Origin of the sequence: Rhodococcus sp. 06-462-5 (genome assembly GCF_002258315.1) — a bacterium.
Lineage (GTDB): Bacteria > Actinomycetota > Actinomycetes > Mycobacteriales > Mycobacteriaceae > Rhodococcoides.
The window spans coordinates 284,616-304,517 of record NZ_NOYD01000050.1 but is presented as its reverse complement, the minus strand read 5'-3'; the positions used below and the strand labels follow the sequence as shown (position 1 = coordinate 304,517).

The window sequence follows — 19,902 nt, the reverse complement described above, 5'->3', positions numbered from 1 at the left end:
AAGGTGTGGTGGCGTGCGGGTGATGGGTGTCGACCCCGGTCTCACCAGGTGTGGGCTCAGTCTGATCGAGGGTGGCGTGGGCCGAACGGTGGTCGCGCTCGATGTCGATGTGGTGCGAACGCCCGCGGACATGGATCTGGCGCAGCGTCTGCTGCGGATTTCCGAGGCCGCGGAATACTGGCTCGATACCCACAAGCCCTCGGTGGTGGCGATCGAGCGAGTCTTCGCTCAACACAACGTGCGTACGGCCATGGGCACCGCCCAGGCCGGTGGCGTCATCGCCCTCGCCGCGGCCAGGCGCGGAGTCGACGTCTGCTTCCACACTCCCAGTGAGGTCAAGGCCGCCGTCACGGGCAACGGCTCGGCCGACAAGGCTCAGGTGACCGCGATGGTCATGCGCATTCTGGGTCTGCAGACTGCGCCGACTCCCGCCGACGCGGCCGATGCTCTGGCCCTCGGGATCTGTCATTGCTGGCGGGCGCCCATGATCGCCCGGATGGCGAAGGCCGAAGCCATGGCCGCCGAACAGAAGCGCAAGTACGACGCGCGTCTGGCCGAGGAGCGCAAGGCTCGCGCCGTCGTGGCACGCAGGATCGAGAAGTTGGCCAAGAAGGAGGCGGGAGCACGATGATCGCGTCGATCAGGGGTTCGGTGGTCGACATCGCGCTCGATCACACCGTGCTCGAGGCTGCCGGCGTCGGGTATCGCGTCAATGCCACTCCGGCGACGTTGGCCACGCTGCACCGGGGGAGCGAAGCGACCCTGCTGACGACCATGATCGTGCGCGAGGACTCACAGACGCTGTACGGATTCCCCGACAAGGAGTCGCGTGAGCTGTTCGAGTTGCTCCTCACCGTGACCGGCGTCGGCCCGCGAATCGCCATGGCAACTCTTGCCGTGCACGAGCCCGACGCGCTGCGAACGGCGTTGGCGGACAGCGATATCGGAGCTCTGACCCGAGTTCCCGGTATCGGCAAGCGCGGCGCGGAGAGGATGGTCGTCGAGTTGCGCGACAAGGTCGACGCTGTGGTCGGACGCGCCGGAAGCTCGGCCGTGCCGGGATCCGGTGCGGGCAATTCGATGCGAGACCAGATCGTCGAAGCGCTGATCGGTCTCGGATTCCCCACCAAACAGGCCGAGGAAGCCACCGACGCGGTTCTTGCCCAGCAGCCCGAGGCCACGACGTCGACGGCGTTGAGGTCGGCGCTGGCATACCTCGGAAAGTCCAGGTAGGCCCGGGTGACCGAGGAAGACCAGTTCGCCGAATCCCAGGTCGGTGCGGACGCGATGTCCGACGACCTGGATGTCGAGACGAGTCTGCGTCCGAAGAACCTCACCGATTTCATCGGTCAACCTCGCGTACGGGAGCAGCTCCAGCTCGTGTTGTCGGGGGCGAAGATGCGCGGCGGCACCCCGGATCACATTCTCATGTCCGGGCCGCCGGGCCTCGGCAAGACCAGTATGGCGATGATCATCGCCGCCGAGCTGGGGACCTCGCTTCGGCTCACGTCGGGTCCGGCGCTCGAGCGGGCAGGCGACCTCGCGGCGATGCTCAGCAACCTGGTCGAAGGCGACGTGCTGTTCATCGACGAGATCCATCGCATCGCCCGTCCGGCCGAGGAGATGCTGTACCTGGCGATGGAGGACTTCCGCGTCGACGTCATCGTCGGCAAGGGGCCGGGAGCGACATCGATTCCACTCGAGGTCGCACCGTTCACCCTCGTCGGTGCCACCACCAGGTCGGGTGCGCTCACCGGCCCACTGCGAGACCGGTTCGGATTCGTCGCGCACATGGATTTCTACGAGCCGAGCGAACTCGAGCGCATCCTCATGAGGTCAGCGGGAATCCTGGGCGTGCCGATCGACCGGGACGGCTGCGCGGAGATCGCCGGACGCTCGCGTGGCACCCCCCGAATCGCGAACCGACTGCTACGGCGGGTCCGCGACTACGCGGACGTGCGCGGCGACGGCACCGTCACCCAGGAGACCGCGAAGGCCGCCCTGGTGGTTTACGACGTCGACAAACTCGGTCTCGACCGACTCGACCGCGCAGTACTGAGCGCGCTCATCCGCAGCTTCGGCGGCGGGCCGGTGGGTGTGTCGACACTTGCCGTCGCCGTCGGCGAAGAACCGTCGACGGTCGAGGAAGTGTGCGAGCCGTTCCTGGTACGTGCCGGAATGGTCGCCCGTACCCCCCGCGGGCGCGTCGCGACCGCTGCTGCGTGGCAACACCTCGGTCTGACGCCGCCACCGGACCTCGCGGTGGGTGGAATCTCGGTCCGATCCTCGGAGGTTCAGCAGGGATTATTCGAATGAATCGGGCACAACAGGACACGAACGGACCGGACCGGTTCCAGGTAATGGCACACTGGGTAGCTGCGAGGCCCGCACCGGCGACGTTCTCGCACGAGACAATGACGTATTTCGAACCCGACTTCGAGGACTGACCTTCCGATGGATTTGCTGTTTCCGCTGCTGATCGTGGCCCTTCTGGTACCGCTGTTTCTCAATGCGCGTCGACAGAAGAAGGTGTTGGCCAAGACAACGGAAATGCAGGACTCGCTGAAGATCGGTGACGAGGTCGTCACGACCGCCGGCCTGTACGCCCGTGTCGTCCTGGTCGAGGACGACACGATCGACCTGGAGATCGCCGACGGCGTCGTCACCACCTGGTCGCGTGCAGTCGTACGTGAGGTGCTCCCCGACGACTCCGAGTTCGACGACACCGACCTCGACGCCACCACCGATGCGGACGCCGCGGCCCTCGCTTCGAACGACACCGCAGGACCGTCCCTGAGCAAGGCGGACGTGAGTCGGCCGGACGAGACCATCGAGCAGACGTCGAAGAGGCTCGAAAAAGAGTGAGCACGATGTGATCGAAACCGCTGTCGGAGACAGTATCCGGCAGCGGTTTTCTCTGCGGTGACCGATGTGGTGCACAATCGCACCGCTCACCGCCGACACATCGGGCCGTCAGGCCCTGCAGGAACCGACACTTCCATCGCCCAGAGGAGAAACACACACCGTGGCACCTTCCAGCGGACCGGTGCAACCCGCTCGCTATCTCGCCGTCTTCGCGGTGCTGATGGCAGCGGTGTACGCCATGGTCTTCTTCACCGGAGACAAAGATCCCTCGCCGAAGTTGGGTATCGACCTGCAGGGCGGCACGCGCGTGACACTGACCGCGCGGACCCCCGACGGTAATGCGCCGACACAGGACAGCCTGAAGCAGGCGCAGCAGATCATCGAGACTCGCGTCAACGGTCTCGGTGTCTCCGGCTCCGAGGTGGTCATCGATGGAGACAACCTCGTCATCACGGTGCCCGGTGACGACAGCTCTCAGGCACGCACTCTTGGGCAGACCGCACGACTGTTCATCCGACCGGTGTTGGGCTCCGTCGCTCCCTCGGCGGGCGAGAATGCAGGTTCGCAGCAGACCCCGGTCGACCCGGGCGCGCCGACCGATCCGGCCGCACCCGCAGACCCCGCTGCGTCCGTGGACCCCGCGGCACCGGCCGCGCCTCAGAGCCGGGTGTTCCCGGCGCAGGATCCGACGACGGTCGATCCGAGTCCCGCCCCGGCCACGGATGCGCCTGCTACGGACGCACCGGCAGCCGACGATCCCGCCACCGATGCGACACTCTCCGACGCAGAGCGGGCAGCGCAGGAGATCGCCGACGCCAAGACTCTCCGACAGAGCGAGGATCCGCAGATCCAGCAGCTGGCCATGCAGTCCCTCGATTGCAACGCCGCCGACCCGCTCGCAGGCAACGACGATCCGGCGCTGCCCCTCGTGGCGTGCTCGACCGACGGAACAGCCGTCTATCTGCTGGGTCCCACCATCATCGACGGCCAGCAGATATCCGACGCGACTTCCGGCTTCGACAGTCAGCAGGCCCAGTTCCAGGTCAGTCTGACGTTCGACACGGAGGGCTCGAACACCTGGGCTCAGTTCACCGCGGCCAATCTGCAGAAGCAGGCTGCGTTCGTACTGGACTCGAAGGTGATCAGCGCGCCGGTCATCCAGGGGGCCACCCCCGCGGGCAGCGCCACCTCGATCACCGGCAACTTCAACAACCAGACCGCGTCGGAGCTCGCCAACACCCTCAAGTACGGCTCCCTGCCGCTGTCCTTCGTGTCCTCCGAGGCCGAGACGGTGTCGGCAACACTGGGCTTGGCCTCCCTCGAAGCCGGACTGCTCGCCGGTGCCATCGGACTGGCGCTGGTATTGGTCTACTGCCTGCTCTACTACCGTGCCCTCGGGCTGCTCACTGCACTGTCGTTGGCGCTGGCCGGTCTCGTCGTCTACGGAATCATCGTTCTGTTGGGTCGATGGATCAGCTTCACGCTCGACCTCGCAGGCATCGCAGGCCTGATCATCGGTATCGGCATGACCGCCGACTCGTTCGTGGTGTTCTTCGAGCGCATCAAGGACGAAATCCGGGAGGGCCGCAGCTTCCGATCGGCGGTTCCTCGCGGTTGGGCACGCGCACGCAAGACGATCCTGTCCGGCAACGCGGTCAGCTTCATCGCCGCCGCAGTGCTCTACGTGTTGGCCGTCGGTCAGGTCCGCGGCTTCGCGTTCACCCTCGGACTGACGACGATCCTGGACATCATCGTCGTGGTGCTGGTGACCTGGCCGCTGGTGTACCTGGCGTCCAAATCGACGTTCTGGTCCAAGCCGTCCGTGAACGGTCTCGGTGCCGTCCAGCAGATCGCGCTCGAACGCAAGCGCGCCGCCAACAAGGCTCTCGCCGTCAAGACCGGCGCTGCGCCGTCGAAGGAGGCATGACATGTCGGACACGACAACGTCGACCCCATCGCCCCTCGACGATTCGGGTGTCGATCAATCCGCCCAGCCCAAACACAGCTGGCTGTCGAGGTTGTACACCGGTACCGGTGCCTTCGACATCGTCGGTCGGCGACGGTTCTACTACATCCTCACCGGCGTCATCGTGCTGGTGTGCCTGCTGAGCTTCCTCGTCCGCGGCTTCACCCTCGGTATCGACTTCGAGGGCGGAACCCGGATCGCGCTGCCCGCGGCCGACAACATCACCACCGAGCAGGTCGAGACCGTGTACGACGACTCGCTCGGCATGCCGCCGGTATCGGTGCAGACCGTCGGCGCGGGCGCCGCAGCAACGGTGCAGATTCGCTCCGAGGCACTCGACCCCGCCGAAGTGGACACACTTCGCCAGGCGTTGTTCGAGGCATTCCAGCCGCAGGACAACTCGGGCACCGCCACACCCAATGCCATCAGTGTGTCCGACGTAAGTGAGACGTGGGGTAGCCAGATCACCCAGAAAGCCCTGATCGCACTCGTGGTCTTCCTGGTCATCGTCAGCATCTACATCGGTGTCCGATACGAGCGAGACATGGCGTTGGCGGCGCTGGCTGCCCTGGCCTTCGACCTCCTGGTGACCGCAGGCGTGTACTCGCTCGTCGGATTCGAGGTGACGCCTGCGACCGTGATCGGCCTGTTGACGATCCTCGGTTTCTCTCTGTACGACTCGGTGGTGGTGTTCGACAAGGTCGAGGAGAACACCCGCGGCATCCTCAATCTGCATCGCAAGACGTACGCCGAACAGGCCAACCTGGCGGTCAACCAGACCCTGATGCGTTCGATCAACACCACGGTGATCGGTGTTCTCCCGGTGATCGCATTGATGATCATCGCGGTATGGCTGCTCGGAGTGGGCACGCTGAAGGATCTGGCGCTCGTACAGCTGGTCGGCATGATCGTCGGTGCCTACTCGTCGATCTTCTTCGCCACGCCGTTGCTGGTGACGCTCAAGGAGAAGTGGGGCCCCGTCGCAGTTCACACGCGCAAGGTCCACTCCAAGCGCGCCGAAGCGGCGGCTCGCGCAGCCGGCCTCGCTCCGGAGCCGGTGGCTGTCGGCGTGGCCGCCCCGAAGGCGTCGGCTCCGCAGCCGGGTAACCGCCCCACCGGAAAGCGGAACAAGAAGCGTCGGTAGAACCACCCTCGACAGGGACGGAGAGTGCACGTGAAACGCAGGTGGAGCGCGGCACTGGTGGCAGCAAGTGTCGGCGCGGTGTCCATCACCGCGTGTTCGTCGCCCGAGGACAAGGTGCCCTCGATCGGCTACTCGTTCGACAACGTGGTGAACACCTACAACGCGAGAACCGTCGACGGCGCGGCGTCGGGAGCCCGGCAGGCCTTCACTCGGGTGCAGGTGGGCTTCAGCTACCTCGGGCCCGAGGGAGACGCGTTGTCGGACAACGACATCGGAACCGTGTCCGTGGTTCCCGGTGACACCCTGACCGTGCAGTACTCCATCGCCCCCGCCGCGACGTACTCGGACGGTGCGCCGATGGCGTGCGACGACCTGGTGTTGGCGTGGGCGGCGAACAGTGGAAGATTCGCCACCGACCGCCCCCTGTTCGACGCGGCGTCGACGGCCGGGTACTCCGACATCGAGCGCATCGATTGCGTTCCCGGGGCCAAGGAGGCCACGGTCGTCTTCGCGTCCGGCCGCAGCTACCAGAACTGGCGTGCCCTGTTCGGGGCCACCGACCTGCTACCCGCGCATGTCGCGGCTCGAGCAGCGGGCGTGCCGAACGTCGTCGATCCCATCCTGGCCGAGGACGACGACGTGGTGAGCCGCATCGCCGACTTCTGGAACACCGGATGGGCCCTGACACCGGGCTCGATCGACCTCTCGCTGCTGCCCTCGGCGGGCCCGTACCGCATCGAGTCCTACACCGCCGAGGACGGTCTCGTGCTCGTGGCGAACGACGCCTGGTGGGGAAACCCACCCGAGACCGGGCAGGTGGTCGTCTGGCCCAAGGGCACCGACCTGGCGGCGAAGGTTGCGGACGGATCGTTGGACGTGGTCGACCACGGTGCCGGTGCCGTCGATCTCGGGACCACCGAGGGATTCACCACCACCGAGCAACCGTCGCGAGGCGTCGAGCAGTTGACGTTCGCAACCCAAGGGGTGCTGGCCGACGCGAGCGCTCGTCGAGCAGTGGCCGCGTGCATCCCGAGATCGGATCTGTTCGACACATTCGGTCACCCCGGTTTCGAGGCGGAAGCGGCGGGCCTGGGCTCGGGCGTCGTCGACTCTCGTCTCGTCCAGCCCGACACGCTCGAGTATCCATCGGTCGCAACGGCGGTGGGTGATCGCTATCAGCGCTCGGACCTGGACCAGGCGAGCCGAGAACTCGAGGCGGCGGGCGAGAATGCTCTGACCGTCCGTGTCGGCTACCGGGGACCGGATGCGCGCCGCGCCCAGGTGGTCGGTCGCATGGCTGCCGATTGCGCGGCGGCGGGCATCACCGTCGAGGACGCGAGCTCACCGGACTTCACACCGTCCGCACTGCGGGCCGGGACCGTCGACGCTGTCCTCGGTAGCAGCGGATCGCTTCCCGGACCGTCGGGTTCGGCTGCCGCGGTGACCGCACGGTATTCGTTGCGGACGGGCATCGGTCTGAACGTCGGCGGTTACAGCAACGGCAGAATCGACTCCATCGTCGATCAGTTGGCGGTGACCGACGATCCCGAGCGCATTCTGGCGCTGGCCGGCGAGGGCGAGAACATCCTGTGGAACGACATGCCGTCGCTTCCCCTGTACAACGAGCCGCGTACGACTGTCGTCAGTGACGGCATGCAGGACGTGGTGCCCAACCCGACGGCCGCAGGTGCCGGATGGAACATGGATCGGTGGGTGCTTCTTCGATGAACGACGCAGACGATCGAGCGGGAGCTGCCGCTGCCGTCACCAGGCTCACGCGGTGGGTCGACGATTTTCCCGTCCCCGGTGTGCGTTTCGGCGATCTGACGCCGGTGTTCGCCGACGGCCCCGCGCTACGCAGCGTCGTGTCGGAACTGGCTCTGGGTTTCGAGGACGTCGACCTGGTGGCGGGAATCGACGCACGTGGATTCCTGTTGGGGGCCGGGGTTGCCCTCGAACTCGGCTGCGGAGTGCTCGCGGTGCGCAAGGCGGGCAAGCTGCCGCCTCCGGTGCATTCACGGTCGTACGAACTCGAGTACGGAACCGCCGCACTGCAGATCCCGACCGCGATCGACGTGGCCGGAAAGCGAGTGCTCGTGGTCGACGACGTTCTGGCGACCGGCGGTACCGTCGACGCGACGGCTCGGTTGTTGGCCGAGCAGGGAGCGGTGATCGCCGGTGCTGCCGTCGTTCTCGAGATCGCCGTTCTGGGCGGGCGCGACAAGTGCAGTGGCTACCCGCTCGGCTGCCTGGTTCGAGTATGAGGACTAAAGTCTCTGTCACAATGCGTTGACGTTTCGACGACAGCGCGGAATGTGTGGCAGGAGGTGATGAGAGTGACCCGATACATCGATCAACCCTTGCCCGACGGGCCTGCCGTCCCCGAGCGGCCCGTAGTTGCCGATCGGACCGGAGTTACCGATCGGACCGGAGTCGACGTCGTCACGACCGACGAGTCCGCGTCAGGTGATGCCCGCCCGGCCGTCGACGGTCCGGTTCCCAACAACCCGGCTCCCCACGACCCGGCGGCGACCGATTCGCAGGCTCCGTCCGGAACCCGTAACTCTGCACCTGTCCCCACCTCGGCATCGCGGCGGGTGCGAGCACGTCTGGCGCGCCGCATCACCGCGGGACGCAGCGCCGCGGTCAAGCCGGTGCTCGAGCCACTCGTCAGCCTGCACCGCGAGCTCTATCCCAAGGCCGACCTGACGTTGCTGCAGCGGGCCTACGACGTCGCCGACGAGCTGCACGCCTCGCAGATGCGCAAGTCGGGCGATCCCTACATCACGCATCCGCTCGCCGTGGCCAATATCCTGGCGGAGCTGGGGATGGACACCACCACGCTGGTTGCGGCGCTGCTGCACGACACGGTCGAGGACACCGGATACTCGCTCGCCAAGCTGACCGAGGAATTCGGCGACGAGGTGTCCCATCTCGTGGACGGGGTGACCAAGCTCGACAAGGTCGTGCTCGGAACAGCGGCCGAGGGCGAGACCATCCGCAAGATGATCATCGCGATGGCGCGAGATCCGCGGGTGTTGGTCATCAAGGTCGCCGATCGGTTGCACAACATGCGCACCATGCGGTTCCTGCCCCCGGAGAAGCAGGCGCGCAAAGCCAAAGAGACGCTGGAAGTCATTGCGCCGCTTGCCCATCGGCTCGGAATGGCCACGGTCAAGTGGGAGCTCGAGGACCTGGCGTTCGCGATTCTGCATCCCAAGAAGTACGACGAGATCGTCCGTCTCGTGGCCGATCGTGCGCCGTCCCGCGACACCTACCTGGAGAAGGTTCGGGCCGAGATCAACGCGACACTCGCCGCGTCGAGAATCAGTGCGGTCGTCGAGGGTCGCCCGAAGCACTACTGGTCGATCTATCAGAAGATGATCGTCAAGGGTCGCGACTTCGACGACATCCACGACCTCGTGGGCGTTCGCATCCTGTGCGACGAGATCCGTGACTGCTACGCCGCTGTCGGCGTGGTGCATTCGCTGTGGCAGCCGATGGCGGGCCGTTTCAAGGACTACATCGCGCAGCCGCGTTACGGCGTCTACCAGTCGCTGCACACCACGGTGATCGGCCCCGAGGGCAAGCCCCTCGAGGTGCAGATCCGTACGCGGGACATGCACCGGACAGCCGAGTTCGGCATCGCTGCGCACTGGCGGTACAAGGAGACCAAGGGCAAGCATTCGCAGGACAACGCCGAGGTCGACGACATGGCGTGGATGCGCCAGCTGCTCGACTGGCAGCGAGAAGCCGCCGATCCGGGGGAGTTCCTCGAGTCGCTGCGTTACGACCTCGCGGTCAAGGAGATCTTCGTTTTCACCCCCAAGGGCGATGTCGTCACTCTGCCTGCCGGATCGTGTCCGGTCGACTTCGCGTACGCGGTGCACACCGAGGTGGGGCATCGCTGCATCGGTGCACGAGTCAACGGTCGACTCGTCGCACTGGAACGGACCCTGGACAACGGTGAAGTGGTCGAGGTGTTCACCTCCAAAGCTGCCACCGCCGGTCCGAGTCGGGACTGGCAGGGGTTCGTCGCCTCACCGCGTGCCAAGACCAAGATTCGTCAGTGGTTCGCCAAGGAGCGCCGCGAGGAAGCCCTGGAGGCAGGCAAGGACGGCATTGCCAAGGAGGTTCGTCGAGGCGGACTTCCCTTGCAGCGCTTGATGAATGCCGAGTCCATGTCGGCGATCGCGCACGAGCTTCGATACGTCGACGTCTCCGCGCTCTACACCGCGGTCGGCGAGAATCACGTGTCCGCTCGCCACGTGGTGCAGCGGCTGGTCGCTCATCTCGGTGGCGTCGGCGACGTCGAGGAAGAGCTCGCCGAGCGGTCGACACCGTCGACCATCCCCACTCGACCCCGTCAGGTCGGCGACGCGGGAGTGTTGGTCACCGGTGCCGAGGGCGTCGTCGCGAAGCTCGCGAAATGCTGTACTCCGGTGCCGGGAGACGAGATCCTCGGATTCGTCACCCGCGGTGGATCGGTGAGCGTGCACCGTACCGATTGCACCAACGCACGATCGCTCGAAGAGCAGTCCGAACGGTTCATCGAGGTTCAGTGGGCACCGTCGGCGTCCTCGGTGTTCCTGGTCGCCATCCAGATCGAGGCGCTCGACCGTCACCGACTGCTCTCCGACGTCACCAAGGCGCTCGCCGACGAGAAGGTCAACATTCTCTCGGCGTCGGTTGCCACGTCGGGGGACCGAGTGGCGATCAGCAAGTTCACGTTCGAGATGGGTGACCCGAAGCACCTCGGGCATGTGCTGAACGTCGTGCGCAACGTCGAGGGCGTGTACGACGTGTACCGCCTGACGTCGGCCGCCTGAGAGGTCCGGACAACGACGAGAGGGTGAGCAGAGAATCTCTGCTCACCCTCTCGTCGTTCGATCGGAGCTACACCGTTGCGGACTCCACGATCACCGGGGTCGCCGGTGCGCCGTCCTCGGAGCCGCCGGTGACCCCGCCCGCCGCGATGGCGTCGAGGGTTTGCAGACCGGCGTCCGAGATGGTGCCGAACACCGTGTACTGCGGTGGCAGCACCGAATCCGCGTACACCAGGAAGAACTGGCTGCCGTTGGTGTCGGGGCCTGCGTTGGCCATGGCCAGCGTGCCGCGCGGGTAGACCACCGGGTTCTGGGCCTGCGCCGGATCGTCGGTGTACGCGGTGGTGGGGTACTCGTTGGCGAAGGTGTATCCCGGTCCGCCTCGACCGGATCCGGACGGGTCACCGCACTGCAGTACCTCGAGGCCCGGTGACGTCGTCAGTCGGTGACAGGGTGAGCCGTCGAAGTATCCCTGCTGGACGAGGCTCACCACACTGTTGACCGTGCACGGTGCAGGCGTCCGATCCAGTGTGATGCCGATCGGACCCGCAGTGGTCGACAACGTCACCTCGACGTTTCCGTACACGTCGACGTTGTCGGTCGTAGGAGCGTCGACCTCCTTGACGGCCGGAGACTCCTCCGGATACGAGCAGGACACCGTATCGGTCGTCGGCTGCGGCACAGGCGGCAACGCCCCGAAGCGGGACAGATCGAGTGCAGGTCGCGGCGCGGGTGCTTCGGTCGTCGTGGTCGTCGACGATGGGGGTGTGGTGGTCGGTGCAGCAGCCGGTTCGGCCGAACCGGAACACCCCGCGAGTATCAGCGCGGTGGCCGAGATCGCGATCGTCAGAGCCGAGGTCCGGTTCACAGGTCGCTCAACATGGACGTGATGTCGACCGGTTCGGCGGGGGCTCCGTCGGATGCGCCGCCTTGGACGCCCTTGGCCGCGATGGCGTCGAGGGTGGCAAGTCCGGTCTCGTCGATGGTGCCGAACGCGGTGTAGGCGGGCGGCAGTTCGGAATCGCCGTAGACGAGGAAGAACTGGCTGCCGTTGGTACCCGGGCCTGCGTTGGCCATGGCCAACGTTCCGCGTGGGTAGGCGATGGGGGTCTGTGCAGCGGGGTCGCCCTCGGCAAACGTGTCGGTGGGGAATTCATCGGCGAACTGGTAGCCCGGTCCGCCGGAGCCGGTGCCGGTGGGATCGCCGCACTGCAGAACCTGCAGGCCGGCGCCGGTGGTGAGTCGATGGCAGGTGGTGCCGTCGAAGTAGCCCTGATTGGCGAGAGATACGAAACTGTTGACCGTGCACGGAGACTCGGGATTGTTCAACGTCAGCCCGATGTTCCCCGCAGACGTGGTCATGCTGTAGCTCAGCGGCTCGTCGCTGGTGGGCACGTTGTCGGTGCGCGGGGGAGTGTTCTCCTTCGCCGCAGGCTGCGTCGCAGCGGGATAGGAGCAGTTCACCGTCTCGGGCAGCGGCTCGGTGCGCCCCGCTGCGATGATCGAATCGGCGGGCGCGGACGTCGTCGATTCCTGGGCGGTGCTGGCATCGTCGTCACCGCGGGTCACCACGTACACGACCGAGACGACGGCCACGACCGCGACGACGCCGAGAACGGAACCGGCGATCGTCAATTGCTTACGACGACGCGCTCGCTCGGCGCGGCGTACGAGTTGGCGTTCGAGCTTTCGTTTGGCAGCCTCGCGCCGTTGCTCGTTGCTGGGCAATTCGTGTTCCTCCCGCTTGTCGAAAAACGACCTCGCCCGCTCGCTGCACGGACCGATCGTGTGGTATCCGGCCGAGAATCGGCCAACGCGAGTTTGCCATCACTGCCTGAGAGCATGCTGGGGGGACCCGGCGAGTGCGGCACCACTAAGCTTGCTCGGTACTTCGGCCTCAGCCTTTAGGAGCGTTTGTCTTGCTCGTCACCGGATTCCCCGCAGGCATGTTCCAGACGAACTGTTACATCCTGGCCCAGGACGACGCGTCCGAGTGCGTCGTCGTCGATCCCGGTCAGGACGCCGCGGATCCGCTGATCGACTTCCTGACGCAGTCCTCGCTCACCCCCACCGCTGTACTGCTCACGCACGGTCATCTGGACCACACGTGGTCGGTGGAGCCGATCTGCGCAAAGTACGGCATCCCGGCGTACATCGCACCCGAGGACCGCTACATGCTGGCCGATCCGATCAAGGGAACGGGTCCGACGTTGGCGGCGGTACTGGGCGACCTCGAGTTCCACGAACCGGCCGAGGTGATCGAGCTCACGGACGGTCTCCGGCTCGAACTCGCCGGAATCGAGTTCACGGTGGTGCACACCCCCGGGCACACCCAGGGATCGGTGGTGTTCCTCGCCCACGCCGACGGGCCCGACGGCTCGGTGCCGTTGGCCCTGACCGGGGACACCCTCTTCGCGGGATCGATCGGGCGTTCCGATCTGCCCGGCGGCGATCACGATCAACTGCTGCGGTCCATTGCGACGCGGCTGCTCCCGTTGAGCGACGACACGGTGGTGCTCCCGGGGCACGGCGGACAGAGTTCGATCGGCCAGGAGCGCGGGGCCAATCCGTTCCTCGTTGGACTCACCGACCCCGAGCAAGGAAAGCTGTGAGTGTGAGCAAGCCGACCGCCTTTTCCGCGCCCAAGGGCATTCCCGATTACTTTCCGCCCAACTCGGCCGAGTTCGTTGCCGTACGCGAAGGGTTGCTCGACGCAGCCCGCAACGCCGGCTACGGCCACATCGAACTGCCGATCTTCGAGGACACCGGCCTGTTCGCCCGCGGGGTCGGGGAGTCGACCGATGTGGTGAGCAAGGAGATGTACACCTTCTCCGATCGCGGAGACCGATCGGTGACGCTGCGCCCCGAAGGCACCGCAGGAGTCATGCGGGCGGTGATCGAGCACGGATTGGATCGGGGAGCGCTGCCGGTCAAGTTGGCCTACGCCGGGCCGTTCTTCCGCTACGAACGCCCGCAGGCCGGTCGATACCGGCAGCTGCAGCAGGTGGGTGTCGAGGCGATCGGCGTCGACGACCCGGCGCTGGATGCCGAGGTCATCGCCGTGGCCGACGCCGGTTTTCGGGCCCTCGGACTCACCGGGTTCCGGCTCGAGATCACCTCGCTCGGCGACGACACCTGCCGCCCGCAGTACCGAGAGCTGTTGCAGCAGTACCTGTTCGCGCTTCCCCTGGACGAGGACACCCGTCGACGCGCCGAGATCAACCCGCTGCGGGTGCTCGACGACAAGCGACCCGAGGTGCGCGCGATGACCGCGGACGCACCGCTGATGCTCGATCACCTCTCCGATTCGGCGAAGGAACACTTCGACGAAGTGCTGGCATACCTGGACGTGATGAACGTTCCGTACCTGGTGAATCCGCGGATGGTGCGTGGCCTCGACTACTACACCAAGACGACGTTCGAGTTCGTCCACGACGGGCTCGGCGCACAATCGGGCATCGGCGGCGGCGGCCGCTACGACGGTTTGATGGAACAGCTCGGCGGGCAGGCGCTCTCCGGAATCGGGTTCGGCCTCGGCGTCGATCGCACGGTGCTGGCCCTCGCCGCCGAAGGCAAGACCGCGGGCGCGACGTCGCGATGCCAGGTCTTCGGTGTTCCGATGGGGGCCGGTGCCAAGCTGGCGATCGTCGACATCGCGGCCCAGCTACGCGAACGAGGAATAGCCGTGGACATGGCCTACGGAAATCGCGGGATCAAGGGTGCCATGAAGGCCGCCGACCGGTCCGGAGCGCGGTTCGCGTTGGTGCTCGGTGATCAGGAACTGGCTGCGGAATCGGTTCTGGTGAAAGACCTCTCGAACGGAGAGCAGGACACCGTTCCGATGGCCGACGTGGTCGACGCCCTCGGAGCGCGCCTTGCCCAGTGAGTCCCGGCCCGGTGACTCTCGGTCCAACGCGGGGCCGGTAGCACTCGACCTGGTCTCGGTGGAGTTCCTGGCACCGCGCCTGCGCAAGATCATCGTCGGGTCGGCCGCGATCGGGATCGTTCTCGCCGTCGTCCTGGCGCTGTTCGCGCCGGTGTGGGTTGCAGTTCTGGTCGGGGTGATCGTCGGCGGTCCCGCCGTACTGTCGGGTTGGCTCGGTCTGCGCCGACGGGTGTGGCTCGACGGTCCGCAACTGTGCGCGCGAGGGTTGCGCACTCGCCGGCTGAAGATGCCGGAGGTGGTGACGGCCGAACTGACGATTCGGACGGCCGGAATAGATCAGATCTCGCTACGGCTCTACGACGGGCGTACGCACATAGTGGTTGCGCTTGCGCTCTACACCAGGGACGGGGGCCGGGAACTGCCGATCCTCGCGTTACGCAGCCTCGCCGACTCGCTGTGGACCACCGAGTTGGTGCCTGCCGCGGCGATCGCGTCGGTGCTGGTGGATCAGCTGCGCGCCGAGGCGCGCGACGCCGGGCTCGACCAACGGCCGCTCTATCGCGCCGTCGAACTGGTCCGAAGCAAGGGGCGAACTCCGCAGGCGACGCTGACCGACCGAGAGGTCGCCCAGCTGCTCGAATGAGCAGGAATCAGGTGACCAGGAATGCGTCGAGCACGACGGCTTCGGCCGAACGAGATCCGGACGTGACGACGAGCGCGCGGTTGAGATAGGTGAACTTCGGGACCGCCGTCGATACGCGGAGGGTGCCGCGGAAGTAGTACGTGGCGGGGTCCACCTCACGTTCGGGATCGTTCAGAGCGTCGATGACGTCGGCCGGCCCGAACTGAACTCCGCGATAGTCGAGCGAGAGATAACCGCCGGTCGCCAGTTCGAGAACGAGGTCGCTGCTGAACTCGGTGCATCCGTCGGGTCGCGTCACGCTGACGACGGTCGACCCGGCTGCGAGGGTGCCCTCGATGTCGGGGCCGGGAGCTGCGCCGCCGAGCACGGTGGTGACCACCCGCTCACCGGCGGGCACCGAACCGATGTCGATTCCCGGTCCGAGGGTGAGGCCGAGACGCAGAATGGGCTCGAGGGTCGGTGTGTTCGGGGCGGTCACTTGCGGTGCACTCCTAGGATCGACTGGGGGCCTACGCTATCGCCTTCCGGTGACCACACCCGAGCGGGGATCGTCCGGGTCGAGCCGGCCTTGACACGACATAGAACAAATGTTCGACTGTGTGTATGCGATGGGCCGGTCAGACTCTCGACGCCGCGGACGACGGTGCGCTACCGGGGCTCGAGCGATCGGGGCTGGTCCGCAGCGTGCAGACGCCTGAGTTCGAGGGCATCACCTTCCACGAGGTGCTGTGCAAGAGCGCTCTGAACGAAGTGCCGAGCGAATCTCGGGTGCCCTTCTCGTGGACCGTCAACCCGATGCGCGGGTGCTCGCATGCATGTCGATACTGCTTCGCCCGCCCGACCCACGAATATCTGGATCTGGACTCCGGCAACGACTTCGACTCGCAGATCGTCGTCAAGACCAACGTCGCTGCGGTACTACGCAAGGAACTCGCGCGCCGGTCGTGGAAGCGCGAGCCGGTGGCGCTCGGCACCAACACCGACCCCTATCAACGCGCTGAGGGTCGATATCGGTTGATGCCGGGGATCATTCGAGCGTTGACCGAATCCGGGACGCCGTTCTCGATTCTCACCAAGGGCACACTGCTGCGGCGTGATCTGCCTCTGCTGACGCTGGCTGCGCAACAGGTGGAGGTGCAGGTGAGCATCAGCCTGGCCATTCACGACGCCGACCTGCAGAAGCAGCTCGAGCCCGGGACCCCCAGTCCGCGAGCACGATTGGATCTCGTTCGTGCGGTCCGCGACGCGGGCCTTGACTGCGGCGTTCTGGTGGCACCGGTGATTCCGTTTCTCACCGACGGGGCCAAGCAGTTGGACGGCCTCATCGGTGCCCTGGCCGAGGCAGGTGCGACAACCGTGACGGCGCTGCCGATGCATCTGCGTTCGAGCACCAAGGACTGGTACATGAGCTGGCTGGTGAAGGAACACCCCGCATTGGTGCGTCGATACCGTCAGCTGTACGGGCACGGGGCGTACGTGACTCCGGAATACAAGCAGTGGCTGAAAGCGAGAATCGATCCGCTGCTCGACTCCTACGGGTTCGCCGCAGAACAGACCCGCGCATTGCCCGCGAACGAGCCTGCCGAACCCCGAGAACTGGTGGCCTCGGGGCCGGCTCTCACTCTGTTCTGAACGGTGCGATCAGGGGTTGTTCAGGTCGCGCGCCGAGAACGTGTCGCAGGCCGCGACCTGTCCGGTCTCGTAGCCCGCGGTGAACCATGCCTGGCGCTGCGCAGAAGACCCGTGCGTCCAGCCCTCGGGGTTGACGCTGCCGGTGGATGCCTGCTGAATGCGGTCGTCGCCCACCGACGACGCTGCCGAGAGGGCGTCGTTGATATCGGTGGTGGTCAGCGGCTCGAGGAACGGAACCCCGGTTTTCGGATCGACCGTGTCGGCTGCGTAGTGCGCCCAGATTCCCGCGTAGCAGTCGGCCTGCAGCTCCACCTTGACGCCACCGGACTCGGGTCCCTGCGGATCTGCCTGCGCTCGGCCGATGTCGCCCAGTTGGTTCTGCAGGTGGTGGCCGAACTCGTGCGCCACCACGTACTCCTGCGCCAACGGGCCGGCGCTGGAACCGAACTGATCGACGAGAACCTGGAAGAAGCTCGTGTCGAAGTACGCGGTGGAATCGGCCGGGCAGTAGAACGGCCCGACGGCGCTGGTGGCGTTGCCGCAGCCGGTATTCGTTGCTCCCGAGAACAACCGCACTTCAGGCTGAACGTAGGCGACGCCGGTCTGAGCTTCCAGCTGAGATTCCCAGACGGTGTCCAGACTTCCGACGGTGAAGTCGATTCGGCAGTCGACGTTGCTGTTCGCGTCCGCGACGTCACAGTCGAGCGTTCCCGACGTCCCTGAGTCGTTCTGCTCCGCAGAGCTGTCGCCACCGCTGATCTGGTTGAGGATTGCTCCTGGGTCGCCGCCGAACAGCAAAGCAAGGACGATGATGACCAGGCCACCCGCGCCGCCACCGATCGCCAACTTGCCGCGTCCGCCGCCTCCTCCACGGCCACCGACGGAGACTCGACCTGGTGTCGTTTGCGAACCTTCTCTGAAGGTCATGCCCGAGTTCCTCTCCGCCGAGCTCCCGCCTGTGGCGGGAACACACATCGCTGCTGTCGGCCATAGCTTCGCATGCCGCGTCGCGATCTCGTTTCCTTCTACGGTCATGTGCTCCGTAGGATCGGTGATCGAAGAACACGATCAGCGGATTTTTCTCGAAAGGACACCCGTGCTGCGCACCCACCTCGCCGGCTCATTACGCCCCGAGCACGTCGACCGAACCGTGACGCTGACGGGATGGGTGGCCCGCCGACGCGATCACGGCGGCGTCATCTTCATCGATCTACGCGACGCGTCCGGTGTGTCCCAGGTCGTCTTCCGTGAGGGAGCAGCACTCGAGCAGGCCCACCGCCTGCGCGCCGAATACGTCGTGAAGGTGACCGGCAAGGTCGAAGGCCGCCCCGAGGGCAATGCCAACTACGAGATCCCGACCGGTGCGATCGAGGTCGAGGCCTCCGAGATCGAGGTCCTGTCCGAGGCCGCGCCGCTGCCGTTCCAGCTCGACGACCAGCCGGGCGAAGAGGCGCGGCTGAAGTACCGCTACCTCGATCTGCGTCGCGAAGGACCGGGGAAAGCCATTCGCCTCCGCTCGCACGTCAACGCGGCGGCCCGTTCGGTGCTCGCGCACCACGAGTTCGTCGAGGTCGAGACTCCGACGCTCACGCGATCCACTCCCGAGGGTGCCCGCGACTTCCTGGTGCCGGCGAGATTGCAGCCGGGTAGCTTCTACGCTCTGCCGCAGAGCCCGCAGCTGTTCAAGCAGCTGTTGATGGTCGGCGGCATCGAGCGCTACTACCAGATTGCCCGGTGCTACCGAGACGAGGATTTCCGCGCCGACCGTCAGCCGGAGTTCACTCAGCTCGACGTCGAGATGAGCTTCGTCACCCAGGACGACGTCATCCTGCTGGCCGAGGAGATCCTGGCGTCGCTGTGGAAGCTCGTCGGTCACCACTTCACGGCTCCGATTCCGCGGATCACCTACGCCGAGGCGATGCGTCGCTACGGTTCGGACAAGCCCGATCTCCGCTTCGACATCGAATTGGTCGAGTGCACGGACTTCTTCTCCGACACCACGTTCCGTGTGTTCCAGGCCCCGTACGTCGGTGCAGTCGTCATGCCCGGTGGTGCATCGCAGCCCCGCAAACAGCTGGACCGGTGGCAGGAATTCGCCAAGCAGCGCGGCCACAAGGGCCTCGCCTACGTCCTCGTCGGTGAGGACGGCACGCTGGGTGGACCGGTTGCCAAGAATCTGACCGACGCCGAGCGTGACGGCCTCGCTGCACATGTCGGCGCGAACAACGGCGATGCGATCTTCTTCTCCGCGGGCCCGGTCAAGGCATCACGTGGATTGCTCGGTGCCGTGCGCGGCGAGATCGCTCGCAAGCTCGACCTGATCGACCCGAAGGCATGGGCGTTCGTTTGGGTCGTCGACGCTCCGCTGTTCGAGCCCACGTCCGATGCAACGGCCAGTGGTGACGTGGCCGTCGGATCCGGTGCCTGGACTGCCGTGCACCATGCGTTCACGTCGCCGAAGCCGGAGTCGATGGATACGTTCGACACCGACCCCGGATCTGCGTTGGCCTACGCCTACGACATCGTCTGCAACGGCAACGAGATCGGCGGCGGCAGTATTCGTATCCACCGCAAGGACATTCAGGAACGAGTGTTCGCGATCATGGGTATCGGCAAGGAAGAAGCTCAGGAGAAGTTCGGCTTCCTTCTCGATGCCTTCTCCTACGGCGCACCGCCGCACGGCGGCATCGCGTTCGGCTGGGATCGCATCACGGCGCTGCTTGCCGGAGTCGATTCCATCCGTGAGGTCATCGCGTTCCCCAAGTCCGGTGGCGGCATCGACCCGTTGACCGACGCGCCGGCACCGATCACGCCGCAGCAGCGTAAGGAATCGGGCGTCGACTTCAAGCCGGAGAAGAAGGAAGAACCGGCCGAGGCCTGAGAAGGTTCGAAAACGACTGTCCCCGTAGCGCTCTGCGCTACGGGGACATTTCGTCTGTG

Annotated in this window: 18 protein-coding genes; 14 read left to right on the top strand and 4 right to left on the bottom strand. The window is 66.0% G+C overall.

Features of this window, described 5'->3' with window-relative positions:
• The first annotated feature begins 13 nt into the window (after positions 1-13).
• The 9 genes from ruvC (at position 14) to CH251_RS22995 (ending at position 10,804) form a co-directional block, all read left to right on the top strand.
• Positions 14-631 carry a crossover junction endodeoxyribonuclease RuvC gene (gene ruvC / locus CH251_RS23035; RefSeq protein ID WP_094615220.1) on the top strand — a complete coding sequence of 206 codons (618 nt, stop codon included), beginning with the start codon at positions 14-16 and terminating at the stop codon, positions 629-631.
• Positions 628-1,233 (top strand): Holliday junction branch migration protein RuvA, encoded by a 606-nt coding sequence (gene ruvA, locus CH251_RS23030; protein WP_094615219.1) that lies wholly within the window; start codon positions 628-630, stop codon positions 1,231-1,233. Before ruvC ends, ruvA begins: the two co-directional genes overlap by 4 nt.
• A gap of 54 nt (positions 1,234-1,287) precedes the next feature.
• Complete coding sequence (gene ruvB, locus CH251_RS23025; RefSeq protein WP_179273405.1) at positions 1,288-2,316, top strand: Holliday junction branch migration DNA helicase RuvB; 1,029 nt, start codon at positions 1,288-1,290, stop codon at positions 2,314-2,316.
• A gap of 138 nt (positions 2,317-2,454) precedes the next feature.
• Positions 2,455-2,865, top strand: coding sequence for a preprotein translocase subunit YajC (yajC, locus tag CH251_RS23020; protein WP_094615217.1), 411 nt, complete (start codon positions 2,455-2,457; stop codon positions 2,863-2,865).
• Positions 2,866-3,025: 160 nt separating this feature from the next.
• Complete coding sequence (gene secD, locus CH251_RS23015) at positions 3,026-4,792, top strand: protein translocase subunit SecD (protein WP_179273354.1); 1,767 nt, start codon at positions 3,026-3,028, stop codon at positions 4,790-4,792.
• Between the two features lies 1 nt (position 4,793).
• A complete protein-coding gene (secF, locus tag CH251_RS23010) occupies positions 4,794-5,975 on the top strand; it encodes a protein translocase subunit SecF (protein WP_094615216.1) in 1,182 nt (393 codons plus the stop codon).
• 24 nt (positions 5,976-5,999) lie between these two features.
• Positions 6,000-7,703 carry an ABC transporter substrate-binding protein gene (locus CH251_RS23005; protein WP_094615215.1) on the top strand — a complete coding sequence of 568 codons (1,704 nt, stop codon included), beginning with the start codon at positions 6,000-6,002 and terminating at the stop codon, positions 7,701-7,703.
• On the top strand, positions 7,700-8,239 hold the full coding sequence (locus CH251_RS23000) for an adenine phosphoribosyltransferase (RefSeq protein WP_094615214.1): 540 nt from the start codon (positions 7,700-7,702) through the stop codon (positions 8,237-8,239). Before CH251_RS23005 ends, CH251_RS23000 begins: the two co-directional genes overlap by 4 nt.
• Positions 8,240-8,311: 72 nt before the next feature.
• Entirely contained in the window at positions 8,312-10,804 is a 2,493-nt protein-coding gene (locus tag CH251_RS22995; protein ID WP_179273353.1) for a RelA/SpoT family protein, read from the top strand.
• A gap of 67 nt (positions 10,805-10,871) precedes the next feature.
• Here CH251_RS22995 and CH251_RS22990 read toward each other — a convergent pair whose 3' ends face one another.
• Both CH251_RS22990 and CH251_RS22985 read right to left on the bottom strand, forming a co-directional pair.
• Positions 10,872-11,669 (bottom strand): peptidylprolyl isomerase, encoded by a 798-nt coding sequence (locus CH251_RS22990; protein ID WP_094615213.1) that lies wholly within the window; start codon positions 11,667-11,669, stop codon positions 10,872-10,874.
• Positions 11,666-12,529 carry a peptidylprolyl isomerase gene (locus CH251_RS22985; RefSeq protein WP_094615212.1) on the bottom strand — a complete coding sequence of 288 codons (864 nt, stop codon included), beginning with the start codon at positions 12,527-12,529 and terminating at the stop codon, positions 11,666-11,668. Before CH251_RS22985 ends, CH251_RS22990 begins: the two co-directional genes overlap by 4 nt.
• Positions 12,530-12,720: 191 nt before the next feature.
• On the opposite strand from CH251_RS22985, the gene CH251_RS22980 reads away from it, so the two are divergent.
• The 3 genes from CH251_RS22980 to CH251_RS22970 are packed head-to-tail and all read left to right on the top strand — an operon-like array spanning position 12,721 to position 15,330.
• A complete protein-coding gene (locus CH251_RS22980; RefSeq protein ID WP_094615211.1) occupies positions 12,721-13,413 on the top strand; it encodes an MBL fold metallo-hydrolase in 693 nt (230 codons plus the stop codon).
• Between the two features lie 2 nt (positions 13,414-13,415).
• A complete protein-coding gene (hisS, locus tag CH251_RS22975; RefSeq protein ID WP_094615210.1) occupies positions 13,416-14,687 on the top strand; it encodes a histidine--tRNA ligase in 1,272 nt (423 codons plus the stop codon).
• A complete protein-coding gene (locus CH251_RS22970; protein ID WP_094615209.1) occupies positions 14,677-15,330 on the top strand; it encodes a hypothetical protein in 654 nt (217 codons plus the stop codon). The genes hisS and CH251_RS22970 overlap by 11 nt, the downstream gene beginning before the upstream one ends.
• Positions 15,331-15,337: 7 nt before the next feature.
• Here the strand turns inward: CH251_RS22970 and CH251_RS22965 are convergent, their stop codons facing one another.
• Positions 15,338-15,808 (bottom strand): DUF3237 domain-containing protein, encoded by a 471-nt coding sequence (locus CH251_RS22965; RefSeq protein ID WP_094615208.1) that lies wholly within the window; start codon positions 15,806-15,808, stop codon positions 15,338-15,340.
• A 125-nt stretch (positions 15,809-15,933) separates the two neighbouring features.
• Here CH251_RS22965 and CH251_RS22960 point away from each other — a divergent pair, with 125 nt between their 5' ends.
• Positions 15,934-16,962, top strand: coding sequence for an Rv2578c family radical SAM protein (locus CH251_RS22960; RefSeq protein ID WP_094615207.1), 1,029 nt, complete (start codon positions 15,934-15,936; stop codon positions 16,960-16,962).
• 9 nt (positions 16,963-16,971) lie between these two features.
• Here CH251_RS22960 and CH251_RS22955 read toward each other — a convergent pair whose 3' ends face one another.
• Positions 16,972-17,889, bottom strand: coding sequence for a neutral zinc metallopeptidase (locus CH251_RS22955; RefSeq protein ID WP_094615206.1), 918 nt, complete (start codon positions 17,887-17,889; stop codon positions 16,972-16,974).
• Between the two features lie 169 nt (positions 17,890-18,058).
• Here CH251_RS22955 and aspS point away from each other — a divergent pair, with 169 nt between their 5' ends.
• Entirely contained in the window at positions 18,059-19,843 is a 1,785-nt protein-coding gene (gene aspS, locus CH251_RS22950) for an aspartate--tRNA ligase (RefSeq protein ID WP_094615338.1), read from the top strand.
• Positions 19,844-19,902 lie beyond the last annotated feature (59 nt).

Bases quoted from the DNA above. Each gene is read 5' to 3' on its own strand.
- ruvA (WP_094615219.1), top strand. From the start codon at position 628: ATGATCGCGTCGATCAGGGGTTCGGTGGTCGACATCGCGCTCGATCAC.
- secF (WP_094615216.1), top strand. From the start codon at position 4,794: ATGTCGGACACGACAACGTCGACCCCATCGCCCCTCGACGATTCGGGT.
- CH251_RS23000 (WP_094615214.1), top strand. From the start codon at position 7,700: ATGAACGACGCAGACGATCGAGCGGGAGCTGCCGCTGCCGTCACCAGG.
- yajC (WP_094615217.1), top strand. From the start codon at position 2,455: ATGGATTTGCTGTTTCCGCTGCTGATCGTGGCCCTTCTGGTACCGCTG.
- ruvB (WP_179273405.1), top strand. From the start codon at position 1,288: ATGTCCGACGACCTGGATGTCGAGACGAGTCTGCGTCCGAAGAACCTC.
- CH251_RS22960 (WP_094615207.1), top strand. From the start codon at position 15,934: ATGCGATGGGCCGGTCAGACTCTCGACGCCGCGGACGACGGTGCGCTA.
- CH251_RS22955 (WP_094615206.1), bottom strand. From the start codon at position 17,889: ATGACCTTCAGAGAAGGTTCGCAAACGACACCAGGTCGAGTCTCCGTC.